Raw genomic sequence first — 14,351 nt, 5'->3', positions numbered from 1 at the left:
TGCACATGATCACTCCAACAAGAAAAGCGTCGTTCGCGCGGCGCTCACCGAAGTACGTCCACGTACTCACTTTGCCTTGGAGTTCGTCATGGTAACCACTGCAACAACGAGCGCTCCGCTCATCGAAAAACACACGATCGGCTACGTGCCGCCGCAGGATCGTCACGGCAAGACCCGCGACCTGTTCACCCTGTGGTTCGGTGGCAACATCGCCCCCTTGCCCATCGTCACCGGCGCCCTCGGCGTGCAAATGTTTCACCTGAACCTGGTCTGGGGCATCGTCGCCATCCTCGTTGGCCATCTGGTCGGCGGCGTGCTGATGGCGCTGCACTCGGCCCAGGGCCCGCAGATGGGCATCCCGCAGATGATCCAGAGCCGCGCCCAGTTCGGCTCCCTCGGTGCGCTGCTGGTGGTGCTGATCGCCGGCGTCATGTACATCGGCTTCTTCGCGTCCAACATCGTGCTGGCCGGCAAATCCCTGCACGGCGTGGTCGACAGCGTGCCGGTGCCCGTGGGCATCGTCATCGGTGCCCTGGGTTCGGGCATCATCGGCATCATCGGCTATCGCTTTATCCACGTGCTCAACCGTATCGGCACCTGGGTGCTGGGTATCGGCATCGTGCTGGGCTTCGGCTACATCCTGACCCACGTACAGACTGACGACTTCCTTACCCGCGGCGGTTTCAACATCTCCGGCTGGCTGGCGACGGTTTCCCTGGCCGCGCTGTGGCAAATCGCCTTCGCGCCCTACGTGTCCGACTACTCGCGCTACCTGCCGGCCAACGTACCCGTGGCAGCGACCTTCTGGACCACCTACCTGGGCACGGTGCTCGGCTCCAGCCTGTCGTTCGTCTTCGGTGCCGTCGCCGTGCTGGCCACGCCGGTCGGCATGGACACCATGGACGCGGTCAAGCTCGCCACGGGCTCCATCGGCCCGCTGATGCTGGTGCTGTTCCTGCTCAGCGTGATCAGCCACAACGCCCTCAACCTCTATGGCGCCGTGCTGTCGCTGATCACCCTGGTGCAAACATTCGCCTACCGCTGGATCCCCACCGCCAAGAGCCGCGCCGTGCTCTCGGTGATCGTGCTCGCGGCCTGCTGCTTTGCCGCCGTCGGTGCCTCCGCTGACTTTATCGGCCACTTCGTCGACATGGTGTTGGTGCTGCTGGTGGTCCTGGTGCCGTGGACGGCGATCAACCTGATCGACTTCTACGCCATTCACAAAGGCAAGTACGACATCGACTCGATCTTCCACGTCGATGGCGGGATCTACGGGCGCTACAACCCGCAGGCGCTGCTTGCCTACGCGATCGGCATCGTGGTGCAGTTTCCGTTCATGAACACGCCGCTGTATGTCGGCCCGATTTCCGAGCACATCAACGGCGCGGATTTGTCCTGGTTGGTGGGCTTGCTGATTACGTCGCCGTTGTACTGGTGGCTGGCCAATCGTGACAGTGCGTACAAGCGTCGGTTGTCGGGTAGAAAGCTGGCGGCCAACGTTTAATCGGGCCAACAACCCGCATGATGAAGCCGCGCAGATCTGAAATTTAGATTGGGTGTATATCCGTTGCTGCGGTAACGGCCACTTAGGGTTTCGCCCTTACGGCGAGTCACTTGGAAAAGCCCCAAGTAACCAAGGGCTCTTGCCCCTGGCGTTCGGTGCCTCGCTAATGCTCGGCATGCCCTCGCTCCGATCCTGCTCCGTGGGTCGCCGCGATGGGGCAAGAAAATCAAAAGCCAAAGCAAAAGCGAGGCGGCCTGACAGCCGACCTGATCGGGAGCCGTACGCAATTCCCTTGTAGGAGCCAGGCTTGCCGGCGAACCAGGCGCTGCGGTGTGTCTGTTGTACCGCGTTATCGTTCTTCGCCGGCAAGTCGGATCGCCGCACCGCTGGCTCCTACAGAGGATTGGGGGGTATCTGCAAAGATCAGGTCGGCTTTAAGGCCGCCTCGCTTTTGCTTTGGATTTGGGTGCCCCGTTAACCACGATGGCCGAACGCAGGCATTGCGCAGTGGGGAAACCGGCAGGACGCCGGTTTAGCCGCGCTGGGCCATGGATGGCCCATCGCGGCGACCCACGGAGCAATGCCGGAGTGAGGGCATGCCGAGCTCTAGCGAGGCACCAAGTGGTGGGGCAAAGCCTTTTGCTTACTTTTTGGCGTTTGAAAAAGTGAGTCGCCGTAAGGGCGAAACCATAGGTGGCCGTGACCGCAGCAATGGATATGTACACCCCAAGTCTTTAGACACAACCCCACGCTCAAGTGAACGGCATTACTGCAGACTCGGGGGCTTTGTCATGCCTGCACACCTGAAATGAATGGAACCACGCCCCTCATCGCGTTTTCAAAACGCTATCGGCGCCGATTCCCGATCAGGCAAAGGCGCCATTGCAGAGGAAATCCCGATGAACCGTCGACTTCTGCTCCTGATCGCCTGCCTCGTTCCCGGCCTGGCCATCGCTGAAGGCTGTGACGTGCTGACGCGATCGCAAAGCTCTTCCGTTCCCGCGGTCGAGACCCACAGCTGTTATGAATACGAAGGCATGCCGGTCAACTCCATCGACTGGTCCTGCAGCAACGAGAGCAAGGACATGCTGACCCGCACCAAGAAAAAGGTCGAACGCTGTGCCGATCATTATCAAGCCACCTGCAGTGCCACGCTGACCCAGGAGTCCCTGGCCAACCCGCATTCCACCAGCAAGGACAAGAACAGCACGTCGCTGAACATTCCCGACAACGCCAAGGTCACCACCTATTACTACGACGCGCAGCACATTGACCAAGCCAGGATCGATTGCGAGTCCGGTGGCGGTCACTGGAAGGCCGGGTAGCGGCCTGGGTGGAAATCAGAAGTTCGCCGGGGTGTTCGCGCTGATGATTTCCGCCTCGTCCGCGCCGATGTTCCTGAAGCGGTGCGGCAGCGTCGTCGGAAAGTAATAGCCATCACCGGCATTGAGCACGCTGATCTGCCCGTCCACCGTCAGCTCGACGGTGCCACGGGTGACCAGCCCGCACTCCTCGCCTTCCGAATGCACGATCGGCTCTTCCCCGGAACTGGCGCCCGGCGCGTATTGCTCGCGCAGCAGGCGCATCTGACGGCTCGGCACGGAAGCGCCGATCAACAGCAGGCGCAGGCCGTGGCGGCCGAGGTCCGGCTGTTCGTTGGCGCGGAACACGTATTGATGCTCGCGCGGCGGTTGATCGAAGGTGAAGAAGTCGGCCAGGGACATGGGAATGCCTTCGAGCAGCTTTTTCAGCGAGCTGACGGAAGGACTGACGCGATTCTGTTCGATCAGGGAAATGGTGGCATTGGTGACGCCGCTACGCCGGGCCAGCTCGCGCTGGGACAGTTTGTAGCTTTCGCGTACTAATTTGAGTCGTGAGCCCGTGTCCATGACAGCCTTATGTGCTTGGTACGCAAGGGTAATGGGGGTGAAAAAAAGGCGTGGATCGCGCCGTTTTTCCGGTCCCGGAAACGTGAAAGGCGGCTATTAAATCACGTTTGTGGGTGTTGCTCAGCAGGTTCGATAAACGGCTGGAAAAATAGCCATTTGCCATGAAATTGCACCAACTGTGGGAGCGAGCCTGCTCGCGAAAGCGGTGCGTCGGGCAACATCAATTTTGGCTGATATGGCCTCATCGCCAGCAGGCTGGCTCCCACAGGGAACGGCGGTGTTTCAGGTGTTAAAAAACCGACGGCATCCTTGGGGGAAATGCCGCCGGCGAGGTAACGCTTAGATGCCGAAACGGTCGCGCAGCGAGTAGTACACCGCGCCAAGGGCGGTCAACGGCGCCGAGAACGTGCGCCCGCCGATCATCGGCATGTGTGGCAAGGATGCAAACGCATCGAAGCGCTCGGCGTCGCCACGGATCATTTCCGAGATCAGTTTGCCGGCCAGGTGCGAACAGGTGACGCCGTGCCCGCTGTAGCCCTGCATGTAGTAGGCGTTTTTCTCGATACGGCCGAATTGCGGCATGCGCGACATGGTCAGCAGGAAGTTGCCGGTCCAGCGGTAGTCGATCTTCACATCCTTCAACTGCGGGAAGGTCTTGAGGATCTTCGGGCGGATCAGTTGTTCGATGTCGTCCGGCTCGCGGGCGCCGTAGACCACGCCACCACCGTAGAGCAGGCGGTTGTCACGGGTCAGGCGGTAGTAGTCGAGCAGGTAGTTGCAGTCTTCGACGCAGTAGTTGTTGGTGATCAGGCTGCGGGCGACTTTTTCCGGCAGAGGCTCGGTTACGACGATTTGCGAACCGCACGGCATGCTCTTGCTGGTCACGCGGTTGTCCAGGCCCTGCGGCAGGTAGGCGTTACCGGCGATCAGCAGGTACTTTGCCTTCACCACGCCTTTGGCGGTGCGCACGGTGATCGGCTCGCCGTAGGTGATTTCCACAGCCGCCGATTGCTCGTAGATCTTGCCGCCCAGGCCGATGATTGCCGAGGCTTCGCCGAGGGCCAGGTTCAGCGGGTGAATGTGCCCGCCTTGCATGTCCAGCAGGCCACCGACGTAGGCATTGGAACCCACTTCGCGCTTGATGTCGGCCGCGTCGAGAATTTTCAGGTTCTTGTTGCCATAGCGTTCCCAGCTCTTCTTCTGTTCGGCCAGGCCTTTGAGTTGCTTCTTGTTCATCGCAGCGAAGATGCCACCGGGACGGTAGTCGCACTGGATGTCGTAGTGCTGTATGCGTTGACGGATGATGTCGGCGCCTTCGAAAATCATGCTGCCGAGGATTTCAGCGGTCTTGTCGCCGTAGCGCTCTTCGATGACATCGACGTCACGGCTGTAGGAGTTGACCAGTTGCCCGCCGTTGCGACCGCTGGCGCCGAAGCCGACCTTGGCCGCTTCGAGCACGGTCACGCTGTAGCCCGCTTCGGCAAGGAACAGCGCCGAGGACAGGCCGGTGTAGCCGGCGCCGATCACGCAGACGTCGCAGTCCACCGCGCCTTCCAGCACCGGGAAATCACCGGTGAAGTTACGGGTGGCGGCGTAGTAGCTATTAACATGTGCTTGTTTCATAAGTTTCTCCGATGGCCGCCGCAGGTTGCCGGCGACCGCCGCTTTATTGTTATTAGAGCTTGATCCAGGTCGCTTTAAGCTCTGTGTACTTGTCGAACGCATGCAGCGATTTGTCCCGACCGTTACCCGACTGCTTGTAGCCACCGAACGGCGCGGTCATGTCGCCGCCGTCGTACTGGTTGACCCAGATGCTGCCGGCACGCAGGCCACGGGCGAAGGTGTGGGCCTTGCTCAGGTTGCGAGTCCACACGCCGGCGGCCAGGCCGTAGATGCTGTCGTTGGCAATCGCCAGGGCTTCATCAAAGGTATCGAAGGTGATGACCGACAGCACCGGGCCGAAAATCTCTTCCTGGGCGATGGTCATGGCGTTGCTCACGCCATCAAAAATCGCCGGCTCCACATACAGGCCGCCGGTGTCTTCGAGGGTGCGGCTGCCGCCCGCGATCAACTGCGCGCCCTGCTCCTTGCCGATGTCGATGTAGCGCAGCACGTTGTCCAGTTGACGCTGATCCACCACTGCGCCGACGGTGGTCGCAGGATCGAGCGCGTGCCCCGGTTTCCAGCCTTGCAGGGCTTCCACCAGCAGCGGGATGAACTGATCGCGGATCGAGCGCTCCACCAGCAAACGCGAGCCGGCGGTGCAGACTTCGCCCTGGTTGAAGGCAATGGCGCCAGCGGCACCCTGCGCTGCGGCGCGCAAATCCGGCGCATCGGCGAACACCACGTTGGCGCTCTTGCCACCGGCTTCAGCCCAGACGCGTTTCATGTTGCTTTGCCCGGCGTAGATCATCAGTTGCTTGGCAATCGCCGTGGAGCCGGTGAAGGCCAGCACGTCGACGTCCATGTGCAACGCCAGCGCCTTGCCGACGGTGTGGCCGAAGCCCGGCAGGACGTTGAAAACGCCTTTCGGGATGCCTGCGTCCAAAGCAAGCTGGGCGATGCGAATGGCCGTCAGCGGCGATTTTTCCGAAGGCTTGAGGATGAACGAGTTGCCCATCGCCAGGGCCGGGGCGAATTTCCAGCTGGCCATGATCAGCGGGAAGTTCCACGGCACGATGGCCGCCACTACGCCGGCAGGTTCGCGAGTGACCAGGCCAAGTTGATCGTGGGGCGTGGCGGCGACTTCGTCGTAGAGCTTGTCGATGGCTTCGGCGGTCCAGCGAATCGCGTTGGCGGTTGCCGGAATGTCGATGGCCAGGGAGTCACTGATCGGCTTGCCCATGTCCAGGGTTTCGAGCAGTGCCAGTTCTTCTTGATTGGCCAGGATCAGGTCGGCAAAGCGGATCAGGATGCGCTTGCGCTCGGCCGGGGCCAGGTTGGCCCAGACGCCGGATTCGAAGGTGCGGCGGGCCACGGCTACGGCGGCGTTCGCGTCGGCTTCGTCGGTACTGGCGACGTTTGCCAGGAAACGACCGTCCACGGGACTGATGCATTCGAACGTGGCGCCGCTGGCGGCTGCGCAGTACTGGCCGTCAATGAAGGCACGGCTTTCGATGTTGAGGGACTGGAAGCGTTGCTCCCAATCGCTGCGAGTGATTGTCATGGTTGTGACTCGACGCAGGGGGATTGGATGGCAGGTGAACGCCCGCCAATCAAAATTTGGTAATCCTTTCCCCTGTAGGAGTGAGCCTGCTCGCGATAGCGGAGGATCAGTCACCATCACTATTTAATGTGATGACGCTATCGCGAGCAGGCTCACTCCTACAGGGATTGGGGAAGGTCCTTAGACCGTATGCAAGTACCAGTTGTACTCAAGGTCGGAGATGGAGTTCTCGAACTCGGCCAGCTCGCTTTCCTTGCACGCCACGAACACGTCGATGTACATCGGGTCGATGTATTTGGCCATGACTTCGCTGTCGTCCAGCTCGCGCAGGGCATCGCGCAGGTTGTTCGGCAGGCTCTGCTCGTTCTGCTCGTAGCTGTTGCCTTCCACCGGGGCACCCGGCTCGATCTGGTTGGTCAGGCCGTGGTGCACGCCGGCCAAAACCGAAGCCATCAACAGGTACGGGTTGGCGTCGGCACCGGCCACACGGTGTTCGATGCGCACGGCGTCCGGTGAACCGGTTGGCACGCGGACCGCCACGGTACGGTTGTCGACGCCCCAGCTCGGCGAGTTCGGCACGTAGAACTGCGCGCCGAAACGACGGTAGGAGTTGACGTTCGGGCAGAGGAACGCCATCTGCGCCGGTAGGGTCTCGAGCACACCGCCGATCGCGTGTCGCAGCGCGGCGTTCTGCTCGGGATCCTCGCTGGCAAAGATGTTGTTGCCTTCCTTGTCGAGAATCGAAATGTGCACGTGCAGACCGTTACCCGCCTGGCCCGGATACGGCTTGGCCATGAAGGTGGTGTCCATCTCGTGGTCGTAGGCGATGTTTTTCACCAGACGCTTGAGCAGCACCGCGTAGTCGCAGGCCTTTATAGGGTCGGCCACGTGGTGCAGGTTGACTTCGAACTGCGCCGGGGCGCTTTCCTTGACGATGGCGTCAGCCGGGATGCCCTGCTCTTTCGCACCTTCGAGGATATCCTGCAGGCAGTCGACGTATTCGTCGAGGTCGTCGATCAGGTACACCTGGGTCGACATCGGACGCTTGCCGGACACTGGCGAACGTGGCGACTGCGGACGACCGTTCACATTGTCCTGGTCGATCAGGTAGAACTCGAGTTCGAACGCGGCGCAGATGGTCAGGCCCATGTCGTCGAACTTGCGCACAACATTGGCCAGCACTTCCCGCGGGTCGGCGAAGAACGGTTGGCCTTCGAGTTCGTGCATGGTCATCAACAGTTGCGCGGTTGGGCGCTTCTGCCAAGGCTCGATGCTCAGGGTGCCGGGGATCGGGTAGCAGATCCGGTCGGAGTCGCCGATGTCCAGGCCCAGGCCGGTGCTTTCCACCGTGGAGCCATTGATGTCCAGAGCAAACAGCGACGCTGGCAGGTTGATGCCTTTCTCGTAAACCTTATGAAGACTGGTGCGTTCGATGCGCTTGCCGCGCACCACACCGTTCATATCCGCAATCAGAAGGTCGACGTACAAAACCTCAGGATATTTCTTAAGGAATGCGTTTGCTTCGTTGAGTTGAACGGTACGCAGAGGGACCGACATGATGCACCTATTAGCTGTTAATTATTATGTTCACCGCCCTTTCACGTAGCCAGTCAATCCGAAAGGCAAAGTGAAGTCAATAGCGAACACCTCACCTTTAAACGTTTATTTTCGGGCCTCTCAGGGGTACGAGAGTGCCAGATCATCCCTGGAACACGCGTAAATCCTCGCATTCGGACGTGCGGCGTTTAGAATTTTTTACATGAGAGTTGTTAATTAAAATCAACAAGGCTAAGCTCCGGAAAAGCTCGTTCAAGTGTGAAACTTCGAGGTGATAAAAATGGCATTCAAGCCATTGATCGGCGTTACTGCATGCGTCAAACAGATTGGCCTGCACCCCTACCACGTCAGCGGCGACAAGTACTTGCGTGCTGTCAGCGTTGCGGCGCTGGGGCTGCCCGTCGTTATTCCTTCCTTAGGCGACCTGACCGAAATCGAAGACCTGCTACCGCAGCTCGACGGTCTGTTGCTGACCGGCTCGCCGTCGAATGTGGAACCCTTCCACTATCAAGGCCCCGACAGCGCGCCCGGCACCGAACACGATCCCCAGCGGGATCGCACCACCCTTCCCCTGATCCGCGCGGCCATTGCCGCTGGCGTTCCGGTGCTCGGCATCTGCCGCGGCTTTCAGGAGATGAACGTGGCGTTCGGTGGCAGCCTGCATCAGAAGGTCCATGAACTGCCCGGCTTCCTCGATCATCGCGAAGCCGACCATCCTGACCTGGCGGTGCAATACGCAGCGGCGCATGCCGTGAGAGTGCAACCCGGCGGCGTGTTCCAGGCGCTGGACCTGCCCCCGCAGTTCCAGGTCAATTCGATTCACAGCCAGGGCATCGATCGACTCGCGCCCGGCCTGCGCGCCGAAGCGCTCGCGCCGGATGGCCTGATCGAGGCGGTCTCGGTGGAAAACAGCAAGACCTTCGCCCTCGGTGTGCAATGGCACCCGGAATGGCAGGTTCTTGAGAACCCGCCGTACCTGAAAATTTTCCAGGCGTTTGGTGACGCGTGCCGACAACGGGCGGCGCTGCGGAACTCGCGCTGACGTAACAAGCGATCAATCCATTTACTGCCCCCGCGGGTCTGGCGGGCGTGCCTTTGCGCGCCCGCCGCCCACGACAACAACACACTGCAATAACAACAAGTACCGCAGCCAGGAAGGCGGCACCGGATAAACCCGGCTGAAACGGTAACCCTGTAGGAGCGAGGCTTGCCCGCGAAGACGGTATGTCAGTCGACATCATCGATACCTGATACACCGCCTTCGCGGGCAAGCCTCGCTCCTACAAGGGACTGCCAGATCCGGGTTTGCAATCAACTATTAAGCCAGGCCACGTTGGCCCGGCGACTGAAACCTGTTGGGAGTTTCACATGGCAAACGCCTCCAGCATCTACAGGAAGGCTCTTGAAGGTCACCAGGCACCGAAAAAGGTGTTGGTGAAAGTCGACCGCGTCACCAAGAAGTTCGACGAGACCACCGCAGTGGACGATGTGTCCCTGGAAATCCATCAGGGCGAGATCTTTGCCCTGCTCGGTGGTTCCGGTTCCGGTAAATCGACGCTGCTGCGCATGCTCGCCGGCTTCGAGCGCCCGACTGAAGGGCGCATCCTGCTCGACGGCGTGGACATCACCGACATGCCGCCGTACGAGCGGCCGATCAACATGATGTTCCAGTCCTATGCCTTGTTCCCGCACATGACCGTGGCGCAGAACATCGCCTTCGGCCTCAAGCAGGACCGTTTGCCCGCCAGTGAAATCGATGCCCGGGTCGAAGAAATGCTGCGCCTGGTGCACATGACCCAGTACGCCAAGCGCAAACCCCATCAGTTGTCCGGCGGCCAGCGCCAGCGCGTGGCATTGGCCCGCTCCCTGGCCAAGCGTCCAAAGCTGTTGTTGCTCGACGAACCCATGGGTGCGCTGGATAAAAAACTGCGTTCGCAAATGCAGCTGGAACTGGTCGAGATCATCGAGCGCGTCGGCGTGACCTGCGTCATGGTGACCCACGACCAGGAAGAAGCCATGACCATGGCCCAGCGCATCGCGATCATGCACCTGGGCTGGATAGCCCAGATCGGCAGCCCGGTCGACATCTATGAAGCCCCCGTCAGCCGCATGGTCTGCGAGTTCATCGGCAACGTGAACGCGTTCGAAGGCACGGTGGTTGAAGACCTGGAAGGTCACGCGATCATTCACAGCAAGGACCTGGAGCAGAAGATCTACGTCGGTCACGGCGTCAGCACCTCGGTCGAGGACAAGTCGATCACCTACGCCATCCGCCCGGAAAAATTGCTGGTCAGCACCACCAAGCCCGACGCCCGCTACAACTGGTCCAGCGGCAAAGTGCATGACATCGCCTACCTCGGCGGCCATTCGGTGTTCTACGTCGAACTGCCTGGCGGCAAGGTGGTGCAATCGTTCATGGCCAACGCCGAACGCCGTGGTGCACGTCCGACCTGGGACGATCAGGTCTACGTGTGGTGGGAAGACGACAGCGGCGTGGTACTGCGCGCATGAGAACCTTCAATCAGCAATTCCTGCGCCTGGTGCCCAGCGGTCGAAAGCTCGTCATCGGCATCCCGTTCCTGTGGCTGTGCCTGTTCTTCATGCTGCCCTTCTTCCTGGTGATGAAGATCAGCTTCTCGGAAGCAGCCCTGGCCATTCCGCCCTACTCGGAGATCTACACCTACGCCGAGCAGAAATTCAATCTGCTGCTCAACATCGGCAACTACACGCTGCTGGGCGAAGATGAGCTGTACCTCTCGGCTTACCTCGGTTCGTTGAAGGTCGCGTTGTTCAGTACGCTGATGTGCCTGGTGATTGGCTTTCCGATGGCCTATGCCATTACCAAGGCGAGCAAGGAAGCGCAAAACGTCTTGATGCTGCTGATCATGATGCCGACCTGGACGGCGATCCTGATCCGCGTTTACGCGTGGATGGGCATCCTCAGCAACAACGGCCTGCTCAACGGCTTCTTGATGTGGACCGGGCTGACCGATCACCCGATCGAGATCCTCAACACCAACACCGCCGTCTATATAGGGGTCGTTTACGCTTACCTGCCGTTCATGATCCTGCCGCTGTATGCCAACCTGGTCAAACACGATCAGAGCCTGCTGGAAGCGGCGTCGGACCTGGGTTCGAGCACCTTCAACAGCTTCTGGAAAATCACCGTGCCACTGGCCAAGAACGGCATCATCGCCGGATGCATGCTGGTGTTCATTCCAGTGGTTGGCGAATTCGTGATCCCGGAACTGCTGGGCGGCCCGGAGACCCTGATGATCGGTCGCGTGCTGTGGCAGGAGTTCTTCAATAACCGCGACTGGCCGGTGGCGTCTGCCCTGGCGGTGGTGATGCTGTTGATTCTGATCGTGCCGATTCTGCTGTTCAACCGCAGTCAGGCCAAAGAGATGGAGGCACGGGGATGAAACGCTTCGGATTTTCAAAGTTCATGCTGATCTTCGGCCTGTCGTTCATCTACCTGCCGATGCTGATCCTGGTGATCTACTCGTTCAACGCCTCCAAGCTGGTGACGGTGTGGGGTGGCTGGTCGTTCAAGTGGTACGCCGGCCTGCTCGACAACTCGCAACTGATGGGCTCGGTGGTGCGCTCGCTGGAAATCGCCTGCTACACCGCGATTGCCGCGGTTGCGCTGGGGACGCTGGCCGCGTTCGTGCTGACTCGCGTTACGCGCTTCAAGGGTCGCACCTTGTTCGGTGGCCTGGTGACCGCGCCGCTGGTAATGCCGGAAGTGATCACCGGTCTGTCGCTGTTGCTGCTGTTCGTGGCAATGGCGCAGTTGATCGGCTGGCCGATGGAGCGTGGCATCGTCACGATCTGGATCGCCCACACCACGTTTTGTGCCGCCTACGTTGCAGTGGTAGTCTCCGCCCGCCTTCGCGAGCTGGACCTGTCCATCGAAGAAGCGGCCATGGACCTGGGTGCCAAGCCATTCAAGGTGTTTTTCCTGATCACCATCCCGATGATCGCGCCGTCACTGGCGGCCGGCGGCATGATGTCGTTTGCCCTGTCGCTGGATGACCTGGTACTGGCAAGCTTCGTCTCGGGCCCGGGCTCCACCACCCTGCCGATGGAAGTGTTCTCGGCGGTGCGCCTGGGCGTGAAGCCGGAGATCAACGCCGTGGCCAGCCTGATCCTGTTGGCCGTGTCGATTGTGACCTTCATGGTCTGGTACTTCAGCCGCCGTGCCGAAGCCAGCCGTAAACGGGCGATCCAGGAAGCAATGGACCAGACCGCAAGCGAATCCTGGCAACAACCGAAAAAGCCAATGGTCGGAGCCACCGCCTAGCACCACCCCTGTAGGAGCGAGCATGCTCGCGATGGACGTCAACGATGACGCGGGCTACCAGAATTAGCGCGGCGTCCTTGAGTTTTTCGCGAGCAGGCTCGCTCCTACAGAGGAGCGCGCAAGCGCTCTAGCCACAGATGTGTGCCGTGTGATTTTGAATAAGAAAAGAAATGGAGTTGTACCGATGAAAATGTTTGGCAGGACTCTGCTGACACTGTCCTTATTGGGCGCGATCGCCTCGGGCGCCCAGGCCAATGACAAGGTTCTGCGCGTCTACAACTGGTCGGATTACATTGCACCGGACACCGTCAAGAAGTTCGAAGACGAGACCGGCATCCGCGTGACCTACGATGTGTTCGACAGCAACGAAACCCTTGAAGCCCGCTTGCTGGCGGGCAAGTCCGGCTACGACATCGTCGTGCCGTCCAACAGTTTCCTGGCCAAGCAGATCAAGGCCGGGGTCTATCAGGAACTGGACAAGTCGAAGCTGCCCAACTGGCAGAACCTCAATCCGGTGCTGTTGAAAAACGCCTCCGCCAGCGACCCGGACAACGCCCATGCCTTCCCGTACATGTGGGGCTCGATCGGCATCGGCTTCAACCCGCAGAAGGTCAAGGAGGTGCTCGGCACCAATGCCCCGACCAATTCCTGGGACCTGCTGTTCAAGCCAGAAAATGCTGAAAAACTCAAAGCCTGCGGCATCAGTTTCCTCGACTCGCCAACCGAGATGATCCCGGCCGCCCTGCACTACCTGGGCTACCCGGTGAACGATCAGGACAAGGCGCACATCGCCGAAGCCGAAGCGCTGTTCATGAAGATCCGCCCGTCGGTGGCGTATTTCCATTCGTCGAAATACATCTCCGACCTGGCCAACGGCAACATCTGCGTGGCCGTCGGTTACTCCGGCGACGTGCTGCAGGCCAAGGCCCGCGCCGAGGAAGCCGGGGACAAGGTGAAGATCGACTACAGCATCCCGAAAGAAGGCGCCGGCAGTTTCTACGACATGGTCGCCATCCCGCGCGATGCCGCCAACGTCGAGAACGCCTACCTGTTCATGAACTTCCTGATGCGCCCGGACATCATCGCCGAGATCACCAACAACATCGGCTACAGCAACGCCAATGCGGCCGCGACACCGTTGGTGGATGAGGCGATTCGCAACGACCCGGGCTCGTATCCGCCTGAAGCGGTAATGGCGACTTTGTATGCCATTCCTGACCAGCCGATTGGCGTGCAACGGGTGATGACCCGCGGCTGGACCAAGGTGAAATTGGGCCAGTGATATTTATGCAGCGCCTTACCACCGCTGCATCCCTCACCTGGCTCCTCGGTTAAGGTGAAGTTTGGCGCCCTCGGGCGCCTTTTTTTTGCTTTGGATCAAGCCCCACCCAACGGCCACTCGGCCAACGCCCGGTAACGGCCCTTGTGCGATTCGAACAAGGTGAAGCGCTCGGCACGCAGGATGAACTCCGGTGGCGTGGCAGACTCCGGCACCGGCGCCCGATAGTCACGCGCCAGGGTCAGGTGCGGGCGAAATTCCCGGGGCGCATCCGCAAGCACAAACGGCAACATGGCCTGCTCCAGGTCATACACCAACCGCAACAGCGCCGGCGATGCCTGTTCGGGCGCCAGCACCAGGACCCCTGCCCTGCGCCACACGTCCAGGCGATCGAGCTCCACGACCAGGCGTTTGCCCGATGTGCGCACAGACGCGGCAGCCTTGCAGACCTCGGCAATCTGCGCGATCCCCACCGCCCCCAGAAACTTCAAGGTCAGATGAAAATTCTCGACCGGCACCGGACGCCCGCTGCGCAGTTGCAAGGCGCTGCGCCATTGGGCGATGGCCTTGCGTTGCGCCGATGCGCAATCCAGGGCGAAAAACAACCGCTTGAACGGTTCATGGGTTTCGTCATTCATGCCAGGTATCTCTGC

General features: G+C 60.4%; 12 protein-coding genes. 7 read left to right on the top strand and 5 right to left on the bottom strand.

Translation table 11 applies throughout. The features are described 5' to 3' along the window. Window positions 1-88 precede the first annotated feature (88 nt). Together OH720_RS13270 and OH720_RS13265 are read left to right on the top strand one after the other, a co-directional pair. A complete protein-coding gene (locus OH720_RS13270; protein ID WP_272605977.1) occupies window positions 89-1,504 on the top strand; it encodes a purine-cytosine permease family protein in 1,416 nt (471 codons plus the stop codon). Between the two features lie 899 nt (window positions 1,505-2,403). Next, window positions 2,404-2,829: a hypothetical protein gene (locus tag OH720_RS13265; RefSeq protein ID WP_272605976.1), complete on the top strand. Its 426-nt coding sequence runs from the start codon at window positions 2,404-2,406 to the stop codon at window positions 2,827-2,829. 15 nt (window positions 2,830-2,844) lie between these two features. Here the strand turns inward: OH720_RS13265 and OH720_RS13260 are convergent, their stop codons facing one another. The 4 genes from OH720_RS13260 to OH720_RS13245 form a co-directional block, all read right to left on the bottom strand. Continuing rightward, on the bottom strand, window positions 2,845-3,393 hold the full coding sequence (locus tag OH720_RS13260) for a cupin domain-containing protein (RefSeq protein WP_007895886.1): 549 nt from the start codon (window positions 3,391-3,393) through the stop codon (window positions 2,845-2,847). A gap of 339 nt (window positions 3,394-3,732) precedes the next feature. Beyond that, on the bottom strand, window positions 3,733-5,016 hold the full coding sequence (locus OH720_RS13255; RefSeq protein ID WP_272605975.1) for an NAD(P)/FAD-dependent oxidoreductase: 1,284 nt from the start codon (window positions 5,014-5,016) through the stop codon (window positions 3,733-3,735). Window positions 5,017-5,068: 52 nt separating this feature from the next. Next, window positions 5,069-6,559 (bottom strand): aldehyde dehydrogenase, encoded by a 1,491-nt coding sequence (locus OH720_RS13250; RefSeq protein ID WP_272605974.1) that lies wholly within the window; start codon window positions 6,557-6,559, stop codon window positions 5,069-5,071. 180 nt (window positions 6,560-6,739) lie between these two features. Then, entirely contained in the window at window positions 6,740-8,116 is a 1,377-nt protein-coding gene (locus OH720_RS13245; protein ID WP_008063763.1) for a glutamine synthetase family protein, read from the bottom strand. A gap of 280 nt (window positions 8,117-8,396) precedes the next feature. Here OH720_RS13245 and OH720_RS13240 point away from each other — a divergent pair, with 280 nt between their 5' ends. The 5 genes from OH720_RS13240 (at window position 8,397) to OH720_RS13220 (ending at window position 13,701) form a co-directional block, all read left to right on the top strand. Then, window positions 8,397-9,158 carry a gamma-glutamyl-gamma-aminobutyrate hydrolase family protein gene (locus tag OH720_RS13240; protein WP_272605973.1) on the top strand — a complete coding sequence of 254 codons (762 nt, stop codon included), beginning with the start codon at window positions 8,397-8,399 and terminating at the stop codon, window positions 9,156-9,158. 326 nt (window positions 9,159-9,484) lie between these two features. Then, the gene (potA, locus tag OH720_RS13235) at window positions 9,485-10,627 is read left to right on the top strand and encodes a polyamine ABC transporter ATP-binding protein (RefSeq protein WP_008063760.1); all 1,143 of its coding nucleotides are present in this window, start codon (window positions 9,485-9,487) and stop codon (window positions 10,625-10,627) included. Window positions 10,628-10,656: 29 nt separating this feature from the next. Then, a complete protein-coding gene (locus OH720_RS13230; RefSeq protein WP_171017102.1) occupies window positions 10,657-11,538 on the top strand; it encodes an ABC transporter permease subunit in 882 nt (293 codons plus the stop codon). After that, entirely contained in the window at window positions 11,535-12,419 is an 885-nt protein-coding gene (locus OH720_RS13225) for an ABC transporter permease subunit (protein WP_110755182.1), read from the top strand. Before OH720_RS13230 ends, OH720_RS13225 begins: the two co-directional genes overlap by 4 nt. Before the next feature lie 184 nt (window positions 12,420-12,603). Next, window positions 12,604-13,701, top strand: a complete 1,098-nt coding sequence (locus OH720_RS13220; RefSeq protein ID WP_008063754.1) for a polyamine ABC transporter substrate-binding protein — start codon at window positions 12,604-12,606, stop codon at window positions 13,699-13,701. A gap of 95 nt (window positions 13,702-13,796) precedes the next feature. Here OH720_RS13220 and thpR read toward each other — a convergent pair whose 3' ends face one another. Beyond that, on the bottom strand, window positions 13,797-14,336 hold the full coding sequence (gene thpR / locus OH720_RS13215) for an RNA 2',3'-cyclic phosphodiesterase (protein ID WP_272605972.1): 540 nt from the start codon (window positions 14,334-14,336) through the stop codon (window positions 13,797-13,799). Window positions 14,337-14,351 lie beyond the last annotated feature (15 nt).

This window comes from Pseudomonas sp. WJP1, assembly GCF_028471945.1.
Taxonomy (GTDB): domain Bacteria; phylum Pseudomonadota; class Gammaproteobacteria; order Pseudomonadales; family Pseudomonadaceae; genus Aquipseudomonas.
This window is presented reverse-complemented; position numbering and strand designations above follow the sequence as displayed.